Below are 19,660 nucleotides of genomic sequence, written 5' to 3'. Positions count from 1 at the left end.
CCTCAACGCTCATCATTATTAACCACCCCAAACTAAAGACACATAAACTCAACAAAATCTTAACTTACGTAACCGTTAGTTAAAAATCTGCCTGGCGGCGTGTCGTTAGTGCCGCTTATCAATGTAGCTCTGCTCCTTCCTGCTGCGCCCCGCTTCGCTCGTAGTGTGAGTGAAATCACGTTTCAATTTTGTTGGAGGAAATTAATCAATCATCAGGAAAATCCGCATTTTTTGATAACGCAGCGTGCGATATGACTCAAGGCGCGACAGGCGTGCTGCCCGGCAGCCTGCAATTTGTCGGCGTACGTATTTCTGGTGAAATTATTTAATTGATTAGTGGCGTACAAATGCGATTTGTCCTGGTCATGTCAGAACCGGATGCAAAAAAAGCAGGCAACGCTGCGCTTTGCTCCAAAAATAACGCCTGTCCGGCGCGGTGACATTGATAAATGAAATAGCGTATTTATTATTTTGAGAGTTTCCTTAGCCTGTCTGCCAAATTAATCGGTGATATATATTATCTGACTGCTCTGCGGCAAAGCCGCTTATAAAAAGAAGGTTATTATGATCAGCGCAGACGCTTTTTATCGCAAATTACGTTTTCCATTTAAACTCACACATGCTGCCATTAAATTTTCCGTGGCCAATGCGCACGCCCGGCAATATCAGGTCCTGTCAGCAGAACAGACCATCGATCTGCTGCTCAGCGATGACCGGCTCTCAGTGTGCCGCTATGGGGATGGGGAACTGGAAATGACGCTATTTAAGAATATTGGCTTTCAGTCTTTTGATGAGCGCCTTTCCATTCGCCTGAAAGAGATCATGCGCCGTGGCACGCAGAGCGATAATCGCTGTCTGTTGTGTATGCCTGATGCCTTTCGCGGCACCGGGAATATGCGTTTTGGCTCAGCGCTATTCTGGTTTTTTCATAAAGCGTTTTTCTTTCGCCACTATGAGCATTTATTAAAGAAAGGCTATCGCTATGGTAATACGTCGGTAACGCGACCTTATCATGATTATAAAGATAAACAGCCGGCGGCACGTATTTTTGCCAAATTTAAACAGCTGTTTCATGATAAAAAAATTCTGATTGTTGAGGGTAGCGGCACGCGCCTTGGTCTCGGTAACGATCTGCTGGATGGCGCACGGCAGATCCGGCGCATTACCACCCTCAACCGTAACGCGTTTTCGGTTTATAACGAGCTATACAGTAATGTGCTGGCGCACGCGCGCGATTTCGACATGGTATTGATCTCCCTTGGACCGACGGCAACCGTGCTGGCTTACGACCTCAGTCAGCACGGCATTCGCTGCATTGATACCGGCCATATCGATATTGAGTATGAGTGGATGCGCAGCGCGGCACGCACTAAGGTGCAGGTCGCGGGGAAAAATGTGAATGAGGTCGGTTTATTACAGAGTGACGAACAGCAGGAAGCGGATGCGCATTACCGCAGCCAGATTCTGCTGCACGTCGGTTTAGGTCAGGAGCCACTGCGCAGTGCCGCGGTGGTCACGCAGCCGATAGTGTGATGCAGCGCACCGTAACCGATCGTGCCCGCGATCGGTTTGGTGCAGCACGCTCAGATAGCGGCTATTTATTAGCCAGCGCGATGGTTCCGACTGCGGCGGCGCGGGCACTATGCCATGGCGGACACTAATTAGTTAGCAGCCTTAGCAATCTGGCATTACCTTTGCTTAATGATTCCTGTGTTCATTTTCAGGAGTCGCATGATGAAAGCGTCCTCAACCCGCTACACCATTTTCTCGCTGCTGTTTCTCATCGCACTGATTAACTACATCGACCGCGGTGCGCTGTCGTTCGCCGCCAACGCCATCTCGCAGGAATTTCACTTCAGTAAAGTGCAACTCGGTGCTGTGCTGGGCTACTTTGGCTTTGGCTATCTGTTCGGGTCGCTGTGCGGCGGTTTCCTTGCCGATCGGCTGGGCACCAAAAAGGTCTGGCTGATGGCCGGCATTCTGTGGTCGCTGCTGGAGATCGCCACCGCCTGGGCCGGAGAGCTGGGCATGGCGCTGTTTGGCGGCTCGGCGATCATGGGGTTTGCTGCACTGCGCGTGCTGTTTGGCTTCAGCGAAGGGCCGGCCTATGCGTTGATGAACAAAACCATCGCCCACTGGGCACCGGATAACGAACGCGGTTTCGCGCTGGGAATTGGCCTGCTGAGCACCCAGGTGGGCTCGCTGCTGACCGCACCGATTGCCGTCGGACTGCTGCTACTCACCAACGACTGGCGCATGATGTTTATGCTGCTCGGCGCGTTTTCACTGCTGGCGATGCTGCTGTTTGCGCGCCACTTTACTGATACGCCACAGCAGCATCCGCGCGCCAATGCCGTCGAGCGTCAGCTGATCATTGCCGGGCAACGCCAGCAGCCGCAGGACGAAGGCGCGCTGCCGTGGTGGCGCTTCTTCACCAGCCGCACGCTGGTGTGCAACGCGCTGGGCTATTTCAGTTTCCTCTACATCACCTTTACCCTGGTGACCTGGCTGCCGAAATATCTGCAGGATAATTTCCACTATGACCTGCACTCGCTGTGGTATGTGGCGATGATCCCCTGGAGCGGTGCCTGCCTGACGGTGCTGCTGGGCGGGCGCATCGCCGATCGCCTGCTGGCACGCTTTAACAATCTGCGGCTGGCGCGCAACCTGTTTGCCGCCGTGACGCTGTGCGCCACCGCCTGCTGCTTTATGGCTATTCCCTGGGTCGGATCTGCTGCCGGGATTATCGCGCTGATGACGCTCGGCAATGCGCTCAATGCGCTGGTGAATAACGTCTACTGGTCGGTCGTGATTGACGTGACGCCAAAGGCATCGGTTGGTACCTTCAGCGGCATGACGCTGGCCATCGCCAACCTCGCGTCGATCATTTCACCGATGCTGTGCGGCTGGCTGGCGCAGTACTACGGTTATAACGCCATGTTTACCGTCACCGCCTGTATCGCCTTTGGCAGCATGCTGGCCATGACGCTGCTGCAGCCGGAGAAACGCCTGCAAGCCGATGCGCCGCCAGCCGCCGCGCAGCAGGCTGTGTAAGGGTTATCGCCCGTGCCGCTGGCAGAAGGCGGCGATATCCGGCGACTGAAAATCCGCCAGGTGCGCCATCAGCTTCTCCAGCGGCCAGTTCCACCAGGCAATCGCCTCTAGCTGCGCCGCGATGTCAGTGCTGAAACGGGCGCGAATCGGTTTCGCCGGCACACCTCCGACAATGGTGTAAGGCGGCACATCTTTACTCACCACCGCCCCGGCCGCCAGCACGGCGCCGTCACCGACCGTCACGCCAGGCAGGACAATCACGCCGTGACCGATCCACACATCGTGACCAATGATCACCCGATCGGCACGGCGTCCGGCGAAGAAACCGGCATCACGCTGCGCGCGGCTGTCGTAATACTCCGGGCAGTAAGTGAAGCGATGCTGTGAGGCGCGGTCCATCGGATGATTCGGTGCCCCGATACGCACCTGATTGGCGATGGCCGTGAAGCGGCCAATCTGTGCATCCGCCACGCAGCAGTGTTCCCCAAGGTAGGAAAAATCACCCAGTTCGCTGTATTCCAGATAACTGTGCGCCAGAATTTCACACTGCTGGCCAATCTGCGTGTCGCGCAGACGGACGCTGGGATCGATCGCGGTGTGTTGCAGTTTAGCGGGAGGCTGGGTGGCAGAAATCATAAAGCAGGTGCTCCGTTGTGGTCAGATGTCTGGATAAGTGGTTGCCTCAACGCAACCGCGAGCCACAACACTAGAGCGGGAAGATGACAGGAATGCTATCGTGTTGCTCCACCGGGAGATCTTCAGGAGAAAATGGAATGAAAGCGTCCCTGCCGTTATTAGCCTTGCTATTCAGTACCGCACCCGCCTTTGCCGCCCTGCCGCCCGACATCAAAGCCGGAGAAATTGTGCAGGTCGAACTGGCGCAGCTGCATCCCACTCAGGCCGCCATTGGTTATCGCCAGCTGGATTACAAGCAGCATCGTTATCAGGCCGATCCGGAAAAGCTGTTCGATGACTATTGCGAAAGCATGGGACAAAAAGGGGTGAAAAGTTTCACGCCGCGCTCCACCCTGCGCGATCCGGCCAGTTTCAGCTGTAAGGCGCCGGTCGGCAGCGAGTCCGGCCCGATGAAAACCGCGGTGATCGGTCCGGATAATCAACTGTACCTGACTGATGGTCACCACACGTTCAGCAACTTTGCTGACATGGCCGGCCTGTCAACGCCGGTGCAGGTGCGCATTACCGATGATTTCCGCCCGCTGAAAAGCCAGGCTGCTTTCTGGCAGAAAATGGCGGCGGCACATCTGGTGTGGCTGGAGACGCCAAACGGTAAAATCGCCCCTGAAGCGCTGCCGCAGGAGCTGGGTCGCCAGCATATGCAGGATGATGAGTATCGTTCGCTGATCTACTTTGTGCGCGATATCGGCTTCGATAAGCCAGACAATCCGCCGCCGTTCCTGGAGTTCTTCTGGGGACAGTGGCTGAGCCGGGAACTGCCGCTGAAAGCGTTCAACCTGCGCGACCGCGACGGCTACGCCGCAGCGGTGAAAAAGGTGGCGGAGAAGATGGTGAGCGTGCCGAAGGATACGGTGATTGCGCAGAGTGATAATGGTCCGCTGACGGCGCAGGCGCTCGGTGCCAGAGACGCGGTGAACCAGAAGGCGCTGAACAAGTTAAGCGCCGATAACGGTAAGCTGAGCTGGGCGTTTAAACGTTAAGCGGGCTGGGTAGTGTTGGGTTTATCCAGGTGCGCATCAATGCGCACCCGACAAAATCACACACTATTGCTGCTGGTGCGCATCAATGCGCACCCGACAAAACCCCCATACCATTGTTGCTGGTGCACGGGCAGGCGTCTTTCACCGTTGTGGCAGGGTCGCCATGGATGGCAACCGAAAACGGCGGTTATACCAGCTCGCTGTTTTTAACATCCGCGGACGGTGCCAGCAGGTTTTGATCGAAGGCGCGCAGCGGCTGGCCGTGGCGAACGCGCAGTGGCCAGTCCGGGTTGGCCAGCGCGCTTTTGCCCAGCGCCACATAATCTGCGCCCTGATACAACGCCATGCCGGCGCGTTCGGCATCTGACAGCGATCCGTTGATCACCACCGGCAACTGTGGCGCAGCCTGGCGCGCCAGCTGCAGCAGCGACTCTGCCGCGTCCGAGAACGCTGGCTGCAACGCATCGTGCTCGGTCAGATGCAGATAATCGATACCTGATTCAGCCAGCAGCGCAAATACCTGGCGCGCTCCGGCAGCGCCCTCCTGCCATTTATGCGTAAAATCATTCACTTTCCCCTGGGAAATCCGCACGCCCAGCGTGACGTTGGCACCGATGCGCTGTCGCACCGCGGCAATCACCTCCCGCGTCAGCGTCAGTCTTGCGATAATATCGCCGCCCCAGCGGTCGCTGCGCTGGTTGGTGTAATCGGTAAAGAACTGATCGAGCAGATAACCGTTGGCCGCGTGAATTTCAATGCCGTCAAAACCGGCTGCCTCAATGGCGCGCGCCGCGCTGTCAGCAAAGGCGTCAATCACCTGCTCAATCTGTTCATCACTCATGGCGCGCGGCAACGGATAAGCGCCGTGGCCATGGTAAAACCGCAGCTGTTCGCCACGTGGCGGGATCGCCGAAGGCGCCAGCGTATCGCGCCGGTAAATATTGCCCTGCGATATCGCACCGGCGTGCATCAGCTGTGCAATGATTTTGCTGCCGTGCTGGTGCACGCTGTTGGTGATGGCCCGCCAGCCGGCGATCTGCTGGCGATTGACCAGCCCGGCCTGAAAAGCGTAAGTCTGTGACCAGGCTTCATCGATGTAGAGACCTTCGGTGATTACTGCGCCAAAGCCACCGCGGGCGAAACGCGTGTAGTACTGCTGCATACGCTCGCCCGGGACTCCATCCACACTGGCGGAGATGCGCGTCATCGGTGCCACCATCAGGCGATTGGTTAAATCGAGGTGGTTAAGCGTACTGCTCTGAAACAGGTGTTTGTCGGTCATTCGGCGCTCTGAAATAAATTATCATCAGGAGCCATTATAGTGAGTCGCCATTGTGGCAAAAATGACCGATTATGATACGTCTGCTTAACGGAAACCGTTACAATGAACTCCCGGGATATTGATGTTTTTCTGATGGTGTCGCAAACCCGCAGCCTGACGCAGGCGGCGCGGCGGCTCGGCACCACTACTATGACCGTGTCGCGCCGGCTGGCCTCACTGGAGGAGGATCTCGGCGTACGGCTGCTGCATCGCACCACGCGCGCCATTGCCCTTACCGATGAAGGCGAAGAGTTTCTTCCCTATGCCAGAACGCTGGCCGAGACCGAACAGAGCGCACGCAACCTGTTCGCGCCCGATAAACAGGGGGCCACCGGCCAGCTACGCATCACCGCGCCTACGGGGTTTGGCCGCCGCACCATCATTCCACTGCTGCCGTCACTGATGGAGCAAAACCCCGGGTTGCGCGTTGAGTTTCAGCTCAGCGACGATGTCACGGACATTGTCGGGCTGGGCTTTGATGTCGCGATTCGCATTGCCCCGCTGCGCGATTCCCGCCTGGTGGCACACCGCCTGGCCGATAACCCGCGCCGGCTGTGTGCGGCTCCGGGCTATCTGCAACGCTTCGGCACGCCGCGTCATCTGGCGGATCTGCATCAACACCACTGTCTGCGCCTGTCGAATGTGGTGCAGTGGAGTTTTATGGTGGACGCTCATCTCTCCAGCCTGAGTGTTGACGGGCGCTTTAGCGGCAGCAATGTCGAAGGGGTGCGTGCGCTGTGCGTGGCCGGCAGCGGCATCGCGCAGCTATCCGAATGGGATGTGCGGGAAGAGCTGGCATCCGGCGAACTGGTGGCGCTGGAGCTGGAGGACGCGCAGCCGCAGATGCTGGGCGTGTGGGCGCTGTTTCCCACCACGCGCCACCTGCCGGCGCGCGTCAGCGTGTTTGTTGCGGCGCTCAGACAGGCAATGCAACAGCAAAGCCGGCCCGGCGCGTGACGCGGGCGTACGAAAAAAGGCGGAGGGGTGAGCTCCGCCTTGTTTCAAGTTCCGGTCAGTGCGCCTGACCGGTCAGTTGCAAAAGGGCAACGATGATTTGCAGGATCACCCGGACCAGGTCCAGGAGTAATCGAACAAGTTCCATCACTTTCCTTCTCCTCTGACAGGAGCGCGCTGTTCAGCTTTCGGGGCCCTGACTCTACCCGCCGACCGCCTAAGCACATCTGTGAGGAGCGCTGAGCGGCACTCATTGTGAAAGCCACAGGCCAGCACCACCTGAAACCTGCCGGGGTTTGACTATCCGCGCCCCTGGAGTCATCAGAAAACAATAAGCATCCGCCGCGCTCAACACCTGTATAACCATACAGTATTTTAGCGAAACTTGAAATCTTTCGCTGCACATTTTATCATTCCTTTTGTGAGGAGTGCTGAGCACCCCGTTCCGAGCGCGGTTACCAGCCGGGTGACGAACATAAAAAAAGGATTTGGCGACCTGGCCAAATCCTTTTTTATTGCCTGCGATGACCCTACTGTGCGGCGCTGATACGCCAGATCGCGTTGCCGGCATCGTCGGCAATCAACACCCCGCCCTGATTATCCGTCGCCAGTCCTACCGGCAAACCGCGTACCTGCTTCTGATCGTCGGTGAGGAATCCTGACACCACCGTCTGCGGTTGCCCGACCGGTTTGCCGTTTTCAAATTTCACCCAAATCACTTTATAGCCGTTGAGCGGCGTGCGGTTCCAGCTGCCGTGTTCACTGATGAACGCGCCGCCGCGGTACTGCGGCATATTATCCGCGCCATAGAACAGCAGGCCGAGCGGTGCCACGTGTGAGCTCAGCGCATAGTCCGGTTTGATGGCTTTCGCGACCAGATCCGGCCGCTGCGGTTGCGCGCGCTCGTCGACGTGCTGACCAAAGTAGCTGTACGGCCAGCCGTAGAAACCTTTGTCCTGCACGGAGGTCAGGTAATCCGGCACCAGATCCGACCCGATTTCGTCACGCTCGTTGGCGATGGCCCACAGCTTGCCGCTTTGCGGCTCCCACTGCAGACCGGTAGGATTGCGGATGCCGCTGGCATAGATGCGGCTGGCACCGGTTGCGGCGTCCACTTCCCACACCGCCGCGCGGCCATACTCTGCGCCGATGCCGTTCTCGGTGATGTTACTGTTGGAGCCGACACCGACGTACAGTTTGCTGCCGTCCGGACTGGCGAGCAGCGCTTTGGTCCAGTGGTGATTCAGCTCACCGCCCGGCAGCGACGTCACCTCTTCCGGCGGCGTACGGATTTCGGTTTCGCCGGTCTGGTAAGGGAATTTCACCAGGCTGTCGGCGTTAGCCACATACAGCGTATTGCCAATCAGCTGCATGCCAAACGGCGCATTGAGGTTTTCGATGAACCGGTGCTGTTCCCACTTGCCGTTAACGTTGCGCAGCAGCGTGATGCGGTTGCCGCCCGGGCCACCTTTGCCGGAAGATTTCTGCACCAGGCTCATGATCAATTCTTTCGGTGCCGTGACCGGGTTTTTAACCCCGTTGGCTTCTGCCACCAGCACGTCGCCATTCGGCAGCACATACAGCTGACGCGGGTGCATCAGGCTGGCCGGGATTTTCTCGATCTTCAGGCCGTCGGCCACTTTTGGTGTCTCGCCCTCTTTCCACGCGGTGCCTTCCGGCACCTGCATCGGCGGCATAAAGAAGTTTTTGGCCTGCGGCAGCTGCGGATCAGGGCCGATTTGCCGTTGCGGATCGAGGTCCGATCCGCTGTCGCAGGCGCTCAGCAGTACCGCAATTCCCAGCGCACTCATAACACGAAATTTCATGGGCGACCTCCCTGTAAACGACGCTCGCGCAGCGCCAGCTGCAGATTCGCTATCAGCACCACCACCACCACCAGGGTGGAGAGCGTCACGCCCATCGGCACCACCGCATAGGCATCGCGGCTGTGAATGAATGCGTTGACGATGGCCAGCACGATCGCCAGCAGCGACAGCCAGAAATGGGTTTTCTCTGCGGCAGGTGCGCCACGGAATAAATGAATCAGGCTGATTAGTCGCGGCACAATCGCCAGCACCAGCCCGATGGCTATCAGCCAGCTGGCGGCTTTGGTCCACATGACGATGAAGGTTTGCAGATAGATAATATCAAACAGCCAGGCAGCAAAGAAAAAGCCCAGCGGCAACGGCTCAAGCAGGGTAAACAGCGTCACGCCAACAACCGAGCGTCCCGAGGTATGGTACATCGCACTCTCCCTATCACAGTTTTTCCAGGCGAGAGCGATCCGGCCAGGCATCGCTTCGCACGCCTGAGAAATATTAGTAAAGATAAAGAGTCATGCGCACAGCCCGCACAAAAAGTTAACCGTGCCGACGGAACTGGTTCAGTTCCTGTGCGTCGTGGCTGCAGAACAGTTGCACCTCTTGCGCGTGCTGCAGTGACAGTTCACGCAGCCGCTGCTGATTGCTGTGCCATGCGGCGCGGTCACTGCACATCAGGCGCTGATAGGCGCGCAGGCCCGGCGTACAGTGGCGCTGGCTGTGGTACATTTCACCGCGATAAAACCAGGCGTCGCCGCCATGCAGCAGCCAGCCGCCCTGGTGACGAATCGCCACGCCCGCATGGCCCAGCGTATGTCCCGGCAGCGGCACCAGCAGAATCTCATCGCTGAGATCGTCGACCGCCTTCACCGCATCAAAGCCATACCAGCGCTCGCCGCCGCTGGCGTAGCCGCGCCAGCCATCGTGCGCTGTCCACTGCTGCGGGCGAAACCGCTGACGCGCCAGCCAGCTGCTATCGCCCGCCTGGGTTACGGTATCCAGTTCACGCTGCAGCAGATGAATGCGGGCGGCCGGAAAATCACTGATGCCGCCGGCGTGGTCAAAATCGAGGTGGGTCAGAATAATGTGGCGCACATCTTCCGGGCGAAAACCCAGCAGCTGAATCTGTGCCAGCGCGCTGAGCTGCTCGTTATAGCAAATATTATTCAGCGCGCGGAAAAAGCCCGACAGGCGGCGGTCAGGATGGCGCATGTCCTGCGTGCCCAGACCGGTATCCACAAGGATTAAACCGTGACGGTCAGTTTCCAGCAGTAAGCAGTGGCACACCAGTTCAGCAAACGGACCTTTGCTGAAACCGTCGAATAGTGCGCCACCGAGCGGGCACATGCAGCCACAGTTGAGGTGATGAATTCGCATTGTTCTCCCCCAAAATAAAATGGCGCGAGCGCGCCGTTATTAAATGAATAAATAAAAAAGTGATTAAACATATATGTGCCATGATGATGGCAATTGCAAATAAACCAGAGCCATTCATTTATTACTTTATTTATTACTCATTTAATTTCAATGCATTGAAATATTGAGATTGTAGTTTTTAATGAGCAAAAAAATAACCGCAGCGCAAGGTTATTCACGCTACGGTTATTTAACGCGGTCGGTTAACCGTTATTGATTAATCAGGCAACGCGCGCCGCCCACCACAGGCGCAGCTTCAGCCCCCAGCTGCTGGTCCAGCCGCTGCTGGTGCTGACCACCTTGCCCTGATGCAGCACGATGAACGTCGGCGTGGCGCTGATTTGCCAGCGCTGTCCCAGCGCCCCGCTTTCATCATTGACGGCGAATCCCCGTACTCCTTTTTTATCCAGCCAGGTGGCAACGCGCGCATCGCTGCCGGATCGCAGAGCCACACTGACCACCTGCGTGCCGTGCTGACTGAGCGCGGCCACCGTCGGTGTGGTGAGTTTGCACACGCCACACCAGCTGGCCCAGACGTAAACCAGCACCGGCCGCTGCTGGCTCAGCGTCGCCAGGTTCACCTCGCCCTGCAGCGCGCTGAGCGGCTGCCGGGCCACATCCGCGGGCAGCTGCGGTGCACGCAGCCAGTCCATGGCCAGCAGCAGCGCCGCTGCCATCAGCACCAACAGCACGCCTTCACGCAGCCAGCGCGTTACCCGGCTCATGGCTGAGCCTGCAGCGCACCTTTTACCGCGGCTTCCAGCTGTGCATAAGGCACTGCCCCGCTGATCAGCTGATTGCCCACCAGCGTGGCGGGCGTACCCTGCACACCCAGCTGCTGCGCCAGCGTCAGGTTGAGGTTGATGGTGTCGAGGCTGGCGGAGCTCGGCGCCGACAGGCTAATGCCACTTTTGTCGAGCGCGGCGGCGATGCTGGCTTCATCATGGTTGCCTTTCTTTGCCATCAGCCGTTCATGCAGCTTAAGAAAGTTATTCGGCTGCTGCTCCCACACCGTCAGCGCCAGACGCGCCGAACTGAGCGAGCTTTCAGCGCGGTACGGCAGCGGCTTCAGTACCACCGCCACCTGCGGATAGTTGTGCAGCAGTTTTTCGATATCCGCCTCAAACTTTTTGCAAAAGACGCAGTTGTAGTCGGTGAAATAGACCAGCGTCAGTGCCGGTTTTTTGGCACCGATGCGCGGTGAGCCGGCATCGTTAAACAGCGCCGCGCGGTTTTTCTCTACCATCTGCGCAACCACGTTTTGCTGCTGGCGCGCGGCTTCTTTATCAAATGCGTCGGCGGCTTCTGCCAGAATCGCCGGATTTTGCACCAGGGTTTCGCGAATCAGCTGTTTGATGCGCGCCTCCTGCTCAGGGGTAAATGGCGCGGCGGCCAGGGCGGGTGCTGCCAGTAACATCAGCGAAAGTAACAGGGATTTTTTCATCATTTTTTTGCCTCAGAGAGTGTTGAAATCACCGCATCACGACTTAATAACGGCGATAAAATCTGGCCTTGCGGCAGTGCCGGGCCGTAAATCTGGTTAAAGGGAATCGCTACGCGATCGCGGCGGCGCAGGAACTCGCCGATGGCCGGATCCGGTTGTGTCCAGTCACCGCGCAGCAGCACCACATCCTCTGCGCCGAGGGCGGCACGCACGTCAGGCTGATTCAGCACCCGTGATTTATTCACTTTGCAGGTGATGCACCAGTCAGCGGTGACATCGACAAAGACGCGCTTATCCTGCTCCAGCGCCTGATTGATGGCGGCTTCGGTCAGTGGTTGCCACACCAGCGATTCTTCTTCCGGGGAGAGGCGCGTCAGCAGTAACAGCGCGCCCGCCAGCGTCACGGTAATGAACACCAGACCTGCCTGCGGCAGCGCGCGGCGTGCGATTAGCCAGCCCGTCAGCGCCAGCATAAGGATGGCCGCCAGCAGAATGGCGACGGTGCTGCCCCAGTGGGGAATCAGCAGCGTCACCAGCCACAGCGTTGCCAGCAGCATCAGCAGCCCCAGCAGCGTGCGCAGATGCAGCATCCAGCGCCCCGGGCGCGGCAGGCAGCGCGCCATGCCCGGCAGCGCCGCAACCAGCAGCCACGGCAGACTCATGCCGACGCCGAGCGCGACAAACAGCAGCCACAGCTGCGGCAGCGGCGCGGTCAGCGCATAGGCGACGGCGGTGCCAAGAAACGGTGCGCTGCACGGCGTCGCCAGCAGCGTAGCAAAGGCCCCCTGGCCAAAATGCCCTGCCAGACCGGCACCGCCGTGCGTCGCCAGCCGGGTAGTCAGGCCGGAAGGCAGGCGGAAATGCAGCAGATCGAACAGACTGGCGCTGAACAGGAACATCACCAGCACCATCACCAGCAGAAAGCCGCTGCTCTGAAACTGAATGCCCCAGCCCAGCGCCTGACCGCTGAGCCGTAGCACGGTCATCAGCAGCGCCAGCAGCAGGAAAGAGAACAGAATACCGGCGCTGGACGCGAGAAACTGCTGACGCGTCTGGCGTTGCGTCTGTCCCTGCTGCTGCACCAGACTGCTCAGTTTGATCGCCAGCACCGGCAGCACGCAGGGCATCAGGTTGAGAATCAGCCCGCCGAGCAGCGCCAGCAGCACTACCGACCACAGCGTGGCGTTTCCGGCAGAGGGAGAAAACAGCGGCTGATGACCAAGGGTCAGCTGGCTTTGCTGAGCGATACCGGCGTCAGCGATAACCAACGACAGCGCTTTACCGCGCAGGTCCGGCGCAGCCTCGCCCCATTCATCGCTCACCGCCACGCGGGCAGTCAGCGTCTCGCCCTGAACGCTGATTTGCGGCGCCGCCAGCATGCTGCCCTGCGGATAATCAAAGAACAGTTCCGGCTGCTGCCAGCCCTGCTGACGCTGCGCCCGGATTTGCAGCGTGCCATCAACGAAGCTGGCATCAAGCTGATCGGTCAGTCCGCTGTCAGCCGGGATCTGCCCCATCGCCTGGGCGAAGTCACGCGCAAAATCCGGACTGGCGGGCTGCGAGAGATCGAGCTGGAACGGAAAGTCCGTCAGAATGCAGACGTCGCTACAGGTGGACAGCGTCAGCGTGCCGGCCAGCGTGCCCTGCGGGGCAGATTCGAGCACGATGGGCAGCGTAACGTTGCCTTTGTAGCCCTGCGTGGTGAGGCCGCTGACGTCAAAGCGCGCTGGCACAGGCCACGACCAGCGGGCGTTGACATCCGGCGTTTGCCAGCGGATTTCCGGCGCGACGCCGCCTTCGCCCGGCGAACGCCAGTAGGTTTTCCAGCCCGGCTGCAGGCGAATATCCAGCAGCAGTTGCAGGTGATCGCCCTGCGGCGCGGCGCGCAGGCGCACTTCGGCGTGGCTGTTTTGCGCATTGCGCAGCCAGCCCGTATCGGCGGCTTGCACGGTCAGCGCGCAGCTCGCCACGAGGAGCAGCAGGCTCCTGATCAGGAATGTCATAATCGTTTCTCCGGTGAATAACAGGGTTTACGCGGTGGATCGCGTGGTGTTATTCCCGGAAGACGCAGAGCGTGAGATGGCGCCGTCGCAGCGGCACAAACAGCGGTTCACGTCGACAGACAGTGGCAGACGAGGTCTGGAAGAGCGTGGCGATCAACGCCAGCAGCAGTACGAGGAACGGCAGCGCGGTATCGAGCAGCGGCGCGCTGCCGCTGAGTGACTTAGCGCCCAGCGCACAGGGTTTATCACTGCTGGCACCGTCATCAACGGCGGCGCTGTGAACAGTAATGCTAACGACAGGCTGGGTCGGGAGATTGAAGCTGCGCTGGACGAGACAAAATGCCAGCACCAGACAAACCAGTGCCAGAATCCATTTTGCGCGTTGGGGCGATATCGTCATGCCACAGCCTCAGAGAAAAGTGCGGCCAGTTTATGCAAAAGCAGCAGAAACACCAACCCCTGCTGTGTAAACTTTTGTCTTTATGCCAGCGGGATCGTGCTGACTACTGTAGAGAGGGAGAAATTATTCACGTTGATTAATCAGCAAGCGCCAGCGGCGGCGTTCGCGCAGCAGGCGCTGATGCAGCCGCTGCAGCTGGGGTAACGTGAGCGCGGCGATCGCTTCTGGCGTAAGCACCGGCAGTCCCTGCTGTTTCCGCAGTGCCTCACTGGCGGCGTCGGCGTTCTGGTGTGGCTGGCACTGCGCCAGTAGCGTCGTCTGCCAGCCCTGCAGCGTTTCATCGTTGATGGCGGCGAGTTCACTCACCATGTCGCGCAAAAACGCTTTGCAGTGTTGCAGCAACGTGCGCCAGCCAATGGACGGTGATTGCAGCGCCAGCTGCAGTCCATCCACATCCGCCACGCGCTGGTAGCGCGCTGACACCACATAGCCAATCTGTTGCCCGACCCGCAGCCGCTGAAAGAAGCGTGGTTCAAACATCAGCGCCAGCGCACGCAGCGCCGCGAGGCTGGCATCATCGGCAGCGGGCAGCGGAATAAACAGCAACAAGGCCTGATCGTTTGCCGCACAGCGCAGCGCGCTGACGCCGTGCTGCAGCGCAGCCGCGCGCGCCGGCGCAGGCTGAGTCTGAACCACCTCGCTCAACCCGTGCGCGGCGTGCTGACTGACGCTTTCGCTGTGGCCGCACCAGGCGGCCTGCCATGCAGGATGCGCAGCCGGGGCCAGCAGCTGCTGCGGTAGCGCTTCCAGCAACTGACGAATCACAACACTTTGTGCAGCGCGGTGCGGTTGCGGCAGCACCGGTGCATTCAGCGCCGCCAGCACGCCAGGCAGCTGTTGCAGCGCGGGCATTGCATCGTCAGGCAGATCAATCACCAGTAGCCAGACGCCCTGCTGCTGTTGCCAGCGTCCGCTGCCACCGGCATGGCGCAGTGCGGCAAGCCGTGGGCGCAGCTGCTGCTGCCAGCTTAGCGCCGCCTCGTCACTCAGGGTGTGATAAAACGCCGGGCGCACCAGCAGCGTTCCCTGCGGCTGCACCGGACTTACGCGCAGCAACGGCGCGCCATTTACCGGGAGTTCCGGCAAATGCAGGACGTCAGCGCACGGATAAAATGACCAGTTAACCGGCGCGACCGGGCCAGCCGCGGTCGGTGGCCATGGCGCGCGCTGCAGGCAGAATCCCTGCGTGGTATAAGGCACGGCGGACAGCTGTCGCTGCGTCAGCAGCCGCGTGCACGAAGCCTGTGGCAGCGCGGCGATGAAACCGGTGAAATCTGCGGGAACGTCAGCTGACGGCGCCGATCCCAGCGCCCGTCCACGCAACTGCGTCAGCGGCGACAGCGCAGCGAAATCCTGCTGTGCCAGTTGCAAATAGTGACGATGCTGCGCTGGCGTGGCGGCGCGCACCGCACGCAGATGCTGCCAGAAGAGCTGTTCAATGCGTCTTGCTGCCGACGCTGACAGCACTGGCGCACAGAAGCGCAACGCCAGCCAGCTATGATCGGCGCTCTGCCACAGCCATTCACACTGCAGCGATGCGCACAGTTTCTCGCTGCGCAGCTGCGCCATCAGGCTGCCAGGAGCTTCATCCTGCCAGAAAGCCTCCAGCAATGTGACATTGTCACGCAAAGCGTTCTCTTCGCCGGTGATAAACAGGCTAAGCCAGAATGACTCTTCATCGGGAAGCTGGATGAGCGTTTCAACAGGCTCCAGCAAGGAAATGGCTGGCAATAAGGAGTACGCCGCACCGCCTGACTGGCGAACAGCAAACGCCTCGGCCAGCTGCTGTAATTCATCCAGCGATTGCGGTCCGCTCAGCCACAGTTGCTGGTTGGCGGCGACAAAATGCTGCTGATGAAACAGCCTCAGCGCCTGCTGCAGTTCCGTTACGTTGTCACCAAAGCACGCTGCGCTCCCGACGCGAAAGCGGCGCAGTGCGCCACCAGCTGCGTCGAGCAGCGCTGCTTCACTCAGCGTTTCGGCATGATGCCGCAGCAGCTGATATTCTGCCTCAATGACCGCCGCTTCCTGCGTAATCGCCGTACCGGTCAGCAGTGGCGCAGCCAGCATATCTGCCAGCCTTGCCACGCCCGCCGGCAGCGCCTGCGCCGGCAGCAGGAAGAACCAGGCACTGCGGCTGAGTTGCGTGGTGGCATTCACCTGACCACCCTGTTGCTGCAGCCACGGCATCAGGCGCTCGTCACCGGTAAAGCCAGCGCTGCCGCAAAACAGGAGATGTTCCAGCAGATGCGCCAGGCCGGGCCAGCGATCGGGTTCGTGCAGGCTGCCCGCGCCGACGCGCACCAGCGCCGCGCTTTCCCGCGCGTCGGGCTGGTGCGACAGATGACAGCGCAGACCGTTAGCCAGCGTCAGGCTGCGTTCGCACATCAGGTGACCCGCTGTTTGAAAATCAGCTCAGAATTGCTGCGGTTGCGGAACTGCAGCTGGGCGATTTTGGTATCGCTGCAGCTGGCTTCGCGGCGTGCCTCAAGAATTTTTCCATGATGCGGCGACTTGCTGCACACCGGGTCGGTGTTGTCGGCATCGCCGGTCAGCATGTATGCCTGGCAGCGGCAACCGCCGAAATCTTTCTCTTTCTCATCGCATGAGCGGCACGGTTCCGGCATCCAGTCGAAGCCGCGATAGCGATTGAAGCCAAACGAGTTGTACCAGATATCCTCCAGGCTCTGCTCCAGTACTGAAGGGAACTGCACCGGCAGCTGGCGCGCGCTGTGACAGGGTAACGCCGTACCTTCCGGCGTCACGCTGAGAAATATCGATCCCCAGCCGCCCATACAGGGTTTGGGTCGCTCTTCGTAGTAATCCGGCGTGACGAACAGCAGATTGGTGAGATTACCGCTGCTGCCCATGCGCTCACGGTAGCGCGCAACCACCGCTTCGGCGCGGGCAATCTGCTCGCGCGTTGGCAGTAATCCCTGACGGTTAAGATGTGCCCAGCCGTAGAACTGACAGGTGGCCAGTTCGACATCATCCGCCTCCAGCTCAATACACAGATCGATGATTTTATCGATCTGGTCGATGTTATGACGATGCAGCACGAAGTTCAGCACCATCGGGTAGCCGTGCTTTTTCACCGCTTTTGCCATCGCCAGCTTCTGCTTAAACGCCTTCTGCGAACCGGCCAGCGCGGCGTTCAGCGTTTCATCGCTCGCCTGGAAACTGATCTGGATGTGATCCAGCCCGGCGTCGGCGAAGGCGTCGAGCTTTTTCTCCGTCAGGCCAATGCCGGAGGTGATCAGGTTGGTGTAAAAACCCAGATCGCGCGCGGCGCGAATCAGCTCCGGCAGATCTTTGCGCGTCAGCGGTTCCCCACCGGAAAAGCCCAGCTGCACGCTGCCCATGGCGCGTGCCTGGCGGAACACCTCAATCCACTGTTCGGTGCTCAGCTCCTGTTCCTGCTGCGAAAAATCCAGCGGGTTCGAGCAGTAAGGGCACTGCAGCGGGCAGCGATAAGTCAGCTCCGCCAGCAGCCAAAGCGGCGCATTCACGCCAGGTTTATTCGGGTTCACGACACTGGATCCACTTCTGTTCAATGGCCGATTGCAGGAAGTCTTTGACGTCATCATCGACGCCGCCCGCTTCCGGAAAACGCGCATTGAGCGTGGCGATAATGGCCGCCACATCCTGCTTGCCGGTTACCAGTTCCAGAATGGCGGCAGCGGTTTCATTCAGCTTCGCCATCCCTTCCGGGTAAAGCACTACGTGGCTGTCCTGCGCGGCTTCCCATTGCAGACGATAGCCGCGGCGAAACACCGGAATCAGAGTCTCTTTCATGTGATTACACCAGTCTTGTACTGTGCCAGGCGACCTGATCGGTCACCGTGTGGTACGGCGGACGCTGCAGCGCGTATGCCATGGTCATGGCATCCAGCATGGTCCAGAGAATGTCGAGTTTAAACTGCAGGATCTCCAGCATACGGTTCTGCTGCTCAGCGCTGGTAAAGACTTCCAGCGCCAGCGCCAGGCCATGTTCCACATCGCGGTTCGCCTGGCTCAGGCGGCTGCGGAAGTAGAAATAGCCTTCCTCTTTGATCCACGGATAGTGCTGCGGCCAGCTGTCGAGGCGTGACTGATGAATCTGCGGGGCAAACAGCTCGGTGAGCGAGCTGCACGCCGCTTCCTGCCAGTTGGCGCGACGCGCAAAGTTGACATAGGCATCAACGGCAAACCGTACGCCTGGCAACACCAGCTTCTCTGACAGCAAGACTTTGCGATCGAGACCAACCGCTTCTCCCAGCTGCAGCCAGGCTTCAATGCCGCCTTCCTCACCGTTACGACCGTCGTGATCGAGGATACGCTGTACCCATTTACGGCGCGTTGCCGGATCCGGACAGTTGGCCATGATCGCCGCATCTTTCAGCGGAATATTGGTCTGATAGTAAAAACGGTTCGCCACCCAGCCCTGAATCTGCTCGCGCGTCGCGGCACCGTTGTGCATCGCGATATGGTAAGGATGGTGAATATGGTAATACGCGCCTTTGGCACGCAGCGCCTGTTCAAAGGCTTCGGGTGACAACGCCTCGGTAATGATCACGATGCGGACTCCTGCAAATGAATCGCCATGCCGTCCCAGCTCACTTCAATGCCCTGCTGCGTCAGGAACTGGCGCTGCGGCGAATGCTCGTTGAGAATCGGATTGGTGTTGTTAATGTGAATCAGAATTTTGCGTCTGGCCGGCAGCGCGGCCAGCAGCGCCATCAGCCCCTGCTCTTCCGCCAGCGCCAGATGGCCCATAGCTTTGCCGGTATTTTTGCCGACGCCGGTGGTCAGCAGCTCATCATCCTGCCACACGGTGCCGTCGATCAGCAGGCAGTCGGCTTTTTGCAGCCACGGCATAATCACCGCATCCGGTTCGCCGAGGCCCGGCGCATACAGCAGCGTCTGCCCGCTGGCGGTGTTTTCGATAAACAGCGCCACGTTATGTCCCGGCAGCGGACGATCGCGATACGGCGAATACGGTGGCGCATTGCTGAGAATCGGAATGGCGGTGAATTGCAGACTGGCGCAGACGTCAACGCGAAACGGCTCAAGCGGCGTAAGCGCACGATGCTGCAGGCCGCCGTTCCAGTGCTGCAGCATGGTAAAAATCGGGAAGCCGCTGGTGAGGTCGGCATGCACTTCCGGCGTGCACCATACCTGATGCGGGCAGCCCTCACGCAGGCTCAGCAGACCGGTGGTGTGATCGATCTGGCTGTCGGTCAAAATAATGCTGCCAATCGCCGTTCCGCGCAGCACGCCGTGTTTCACCAGTTCCGGTGTCCGGGCGATTTGCTGGCTGATGTCCGGCGAAGCGTTGCACAACACCCAGTCGGTACCGTTATCGCTAACAATGATTGAGGATTGGGTGCGCGCCTGCGCCTGGAGCGTGCCGTTACGCAGCCCGCTGCAGTTGGCGCAGTTACAGTTCCACTGCGGAAAGCCACCGCCAGCCGCCGAACCGAGGACTTTAATAAACATGTGAAGGACCGAAGCAGGAAAAGAAAATGCCCGC

Annotated in this window: 19 protein-coding genes; 5 read left to right on the top strand and 14 right to left on the bottom strand. The window is 59.4% G+C overall.

Features of this window, described 5'->3' with window-relative positions; all coding sequences use genetic code 11:
* Positions 1-188: 188 nt before the first annotated feature.
* The 3 genes from AC6I8F_RS09575 to AC6I8F_RS09565 all read left to right on the top strand — a co-directional run bounded on the left by AC6I8F_RS09575 (position 189) and on the right by AC6I8F_RS09565 (position 3,054).
* Positions 189-329, top strand: coding sequence for a hypothetical protein (locus AC6I8F_RS09575; RefSeq protein WP_158251392.1), 141 nt, complete (start codon positions 189-191; stop codon positions 327-329).
* A gap of 235 nt (positions 330-564) precedes the next feature.
* Positions 565-1,533 (top strand): GT-D fold domain-containing glycosyltransferase, encoded by a 969-nt coding sequence (locus AC6I8F_RS09570; RefSeq protein ID WP_498028771.1) that lies wholly within the window; start codon positions 565-567, stop codon positions 1,531-1,533.
* A gap of 201 nt (positions 1,534-1,734) precedes the next feature.
* The gene (locus tag AC6I8F_RS09565; protein WP_058769834.1) at positions 1,735-3,054 is read left to right on the top strand and encodes an MFS transporter; all 1,320 of its coding nucleotides are present in this window, start codon (positions 1,735-1,737) and stop codon (positions 3,052-3,054) included.
* Positions 3,055-3,057: 3 nt separating this feature from the next.
* On the opposite strand, the gene AC6I8F_RS09560 is transcribed toward AC6I8F_RS09565, so the two are convergent.
* Complete coding sequence (locus tag AC6I8F_RS09560; RefSeq protein WP_498028770.1) at positions 3,058-3,690, bottom strand: DapH/DapD/GlmU-related protein; 633 nt, start codon at positions 3,688-3,690, stop codon at positions 3,058-3,060.
* Positions 3,691-3,827: 137 nt separating this feature from the next.
* Here AC6I8F_RS09560 and AC6I8F_RS09555 point away from each other — a divergent pair, with 137 nt between their 5' ends.
* Complete coding sequence (locus tag AC6I8F_RS09555; RefSeq protein ID WP_498028769.1) at positions 3,828-4,730, top strand: ParB/Srx family N-terminal domain-containing protein; 903 nt, start codon at positions 3,828-3,830, stop codon at positions 4,728-4,730.
* Positions 4,731-4,917: 187 nt separating this feature from the next.
* Here the strand turns inward: AC6I8F_RS09555 and AC6I8F_RS09550 are convergent, their stop codons facing one another.
* Positions 4,918-6,012, bottom strand: a complete 1,095-nt coding sequence (locus tag AC6I8F_RS09550) for an oxidoreductase (RefSeq protein WP_498028768.1) — start codon at positions 6,010-6,012, stop codon at positions 4,918-4,920.
* A 102-nt stretch (positions 6,013-6,114) separates the two neighbouring features.
* Between AC6I8F_RS09550 and AC6I8F_RS09545 the strand changes: the two genes are divergently transcribed.
* The gene (locus AC6I8F_RS09545) at positions 6,115-7,008 is read left to right on the top strand and encodes a LysR family transcriptional regulator (protein ID WP_498028767.1); all 894 of its coding nucleotides are present in this window, start codon (positions 6,115-6,117) and stop codon (positions 7,006-7,008) included.
* Between the two features lie 527 nt (positions 7,009-7,535).
* On the opposite strand, the gene AC6I8F_RS09540 is transcribed toward AC6I8F_RS09545, so the two are convergent.
* From AC6I8F_RS09540 to pqqB, 12 genes are all read right to left on the bottom strand, one after another.
* Positions 7,536-8,831 (bottom strand): PQQ-dependent sugar dehydrogenase, encoded by a 1,296-nt coding sequence (locus tag AC6I8F_RS09540; RefSeq protein WP_021505987.1) that lies wholly within the window; start codon positions 8,829-8,831, stop codon positions 7,536-7,538.
* Positions 8,828-9,250 (bottom strand): DUF2231 domain-containing protein, encoded by a 423-nt coding sequence (locus AC6I8F_RS09535; protein WP_498028766.1) that lies wholly within the window; start codon positions 9,248-9,250, stop codon positions 8,828-8,830. The genes AC6I8F_RS09540 and AC6I8F_RS09535 overlap by 4 nt, the downstream gene beginning before the upstream one ends.
* Positions 9,251-9,365: 115 nt before the next feature.
* On the bottom strand, positions 9,366-10,202 hold the full coding sequence (locus tag AC6I8F_RS09530; RefSeq protein WP_498028765.1) for an MBL fold metallo-hydrolase: 837 nt from the start codon (positions 10,200-10,202) through the stop codon (positions 9,366-9,368).
* A 260-nt stretch (positions 10,203-10,462) separates the two neighbouring features.
* Positions 10,463-10,966 (bottom strand): thioredoxin domain-containing protein, encoded by a 504-nt coding sequence (locus AC6I8F_RS09525; RefSeq protein ID WP_104186604.1) that lies wholly within the window; start codon positions 10,964-10,966, stop codon positions 10,463-10,465.
* On the bottom strand, positions 10,963-11,685 hold the full coding sequence (locus tag AC6I8F_RS09520; protein ID WP_498028795.1) for a DsbA family protein: 723 nt from the start codon (positions 11,683-11,685) through the stop codon (positions 10,963-10,965). The genes AC6I8F_RS09525 and AC6I8F_RS09520 overlap by 4 nt, the downstream gene beginning before the upstream one ends.
* Complete coding sequence (locus tag AC6I8F_RS09515; protein WP_498028764.1) at positions 11,685-13,688, bottom strand: protein-disulfide reductase DsbD family protein; 2,004 nt, start codon at positions 13,686-13,688, stop codon at positions 11,685-11,687. The genes AC6I8F_RS09520 and AC6I8F_RS09515 overlap by 1 nt, the downstream gene beginning before the upstream one ends.
* Before the next feature lie 49 nt (positions 13,689-13,737).
* The gene (locus AC6I8F_RS09510; protein WP_211726159.1) at positions 13,738-14,088 is read right to left on the bottom strand and encodes a hypothetical protein; all 351 of its coding nucleotides are present in this window, start codon (positions 14,086-14,088) and stop codon (positions 13,738-13,740) included.
* Between the two features lie 123 nt (positions 14,089-14,211).
* Positions 14,212-16,536, bottom strand: coding sequence for a pyrroloquinoline quinone biosynthesis protein PqqF (gene pqqF / locus AC6I8F_RS09505; protein WP_498028763.1), 2,325 nt, complete (start codon positions 16,534-16,536; stop codon positions 14,212-14,214).
* Positions 16,536-17,678, bottom strand: a complete 1,143-nt coding sequence (gene pqqE, locus AC6I8F_RS09500) for a pyrroloquinoline quinone biosynthesis protein PqqE (protein WP_498028762.1) — start codon at positions 17,676-17,678, stop codon at positions 16,536-16,538. The genes pqqF and pqqE overlap by 1 nt, the downstream gene beginning before the upstream one ends.
* On the bottom strand, positions 17,665-17,943 hold the full coding sequence (gene pqqD / locus AC6I8F_RS09495) for a pyrroloquinoline quinone biosynthesis peptide chaperone PqqD (RefSeq protein ID WP_394521723.1): 279 nt from the start codon (positions 17,941-17,943) through the stop codon (positions 17,665-17,667). Before pqqD ends, pqqE begins: the two co-directional genes overlap by 14 nt.
* Positions 17,944-17,947: 4 nt before the next feature.
* Positions 17,948-18,703 carry a pyrroloquinoline-quinone synthase PqqC gene (pqqC, locus tag AC6I8F_RS09490; protein ID WP_021505974.1) on the bottom strand — a complete coding sequence of 252 codons (756 nt, stop codon included), beginning with the start codon at positions 18,701-18,703 and terminating at the stop codon, positions 17,948-17,950.
* On the bottom strand, positions 18,700-19,626 hold the full coding sequence (gene pqqB, locus AC6I8F_RS09485; RefSeq protein WP_021505973.1) for a pyrroloquinoline quinone biosynthesis protein PqqB: 927 nt from the start codon (positions 19,624-19,626) through the stop codon (positions 18,700-18,702). The genes pqqC and pqqB overlap by 4 nt, the downstream gene beginning before the upstream one ends.
* Positions 19,627-19,660 lie beyond the last annotated feature (34 nt).

The sequence above is a fragment of the gamma proteobacterium symbiont of Axiagastus rosmarus genome, assembly GCF_059730925.1.
Note: the sequence above shows the minus strand (reverse complement) of the source record. Positions and strands in the feature narration are given on the sequence as shown.

Excerpts from the sequence above, each read along its gene's own strand:
- AC6I8F_RS09570 (WP_498028771.1), top strand. The coding sequence starts at position 565 with ATGATCAGCGCAGACGCTTTTTATCGCAAATTACGTTTTCCATTTAAA.
- AC6I8F_RS09565 (WP_058769834.1), top strand. The coding sequence starts at position 1,735 with ATGAAAGCGTCCTCAACCCGCTACACCATTTTCTCGCTGCTGTTTCTC.
- AC6I8F_RS09560 (WP_498028770.1), bottom strand. The coding sequence starts at position 3,690 with ATGATTTCTGCCACCCAGCCTCCCGCTAAACTGCAACACACCGCGATC.
- AC6I8F_RS09555 (WP_498028769.1), top strand. The coding sequence starts at position 3,828 with ATGAAAGCGTCCCTGCCGTTATTAGCCTTGCTATTCAGTACCGCACCC.
- AC6I8F_RS09550 (WP_498028768.1), bottom strand. The coding sequence starts at position 6,012 with ATGACCGACAAACACCTGTTTCAGAGCAGTACGCTTAACCACCTCGAT.
- AC6I8F_RS09545 (WP_498028767.1), top strand. The coding sequence starts at position 6,115 with ATGAACTCCCGGGATATTGATGTTTTTCTGATGGTGTCGCAAACCCGC.
- AC6I8F_RS09540 (WP_021505987.1), bottom strand. The coding sequence starts at position 8,831 with ATGAAATTTCGTGTTATGAGTGCGCTGGGAATTGCGGTACTGCTGAGC.
- AC6I8F_RS09535 (WP_498028766.1), bottom strand. The coding sequence starts at position 9,250 with ATGTACCATACCTCGGGACGCTCGGTTGTTGGCGTGACGCTGTTTACC.
- AC6I8F_RS09530 (WP_498028765.1), bottom strand. The coding sequence starts at position 10,202 with ATGCGAATTCATCACCTCAACTGTGGCTGCATGTGCCCGCTCGGTGGC.
- AC6I8F_RS09525 (WP_104186604.1), bottom strand. The coding sequence starts at position 10,966 with ATGAGCCGGGTAACGCGCTGGCTGCGTGAAGGCGTGCTGTTGGTGCTG.
- AC6I8F_RS09520 (WP_498028795.1), bottom strand. The coding sequence starts at position 11,685 with ATGAAAAAATCCCTGTTACTTTCGCTGATGTTACTGGCAGCACCCGCC.
- AC6I8F_RS09515 (WP_498028764.1), bottom strand. The coding sequence starts at position 13,688 with ATGACATTCCTGATCAGGAGCCTGCTGCTCCTCGTGGCGAGCTGCGCG.
- AC6I8F_RS09510 (WP_211726159.1), bottom strand. The coding sequence starts at position 14,088 with ATGACGATATCGCCCCAACGCGCAAAATGGATTCTGGCACTGGTTTGT.
- pqqF (WP_498028763.1), bottom strand. The coding sequence starts at position 16,536 with ATGTGCGAACGCAGCCTGACGCTGGCTAACGGTCTGCGCTGTCATCTG.
- pqqD (WP_394521723.1), bottom strand. The coding sequence starts at position 17,943 with ATGAAAGAGACTCTGATTCCGGTGTTTCGCCGCGGCTATCGTCTGCAA.
- pqqB (WP_021505973.1), bottom strand. The coding sequence starts at position 19,626 with ATGTTTATTAAAGTCCTCGGTTCGGCGGCTGGCGGTGGCTTTCCGCAG.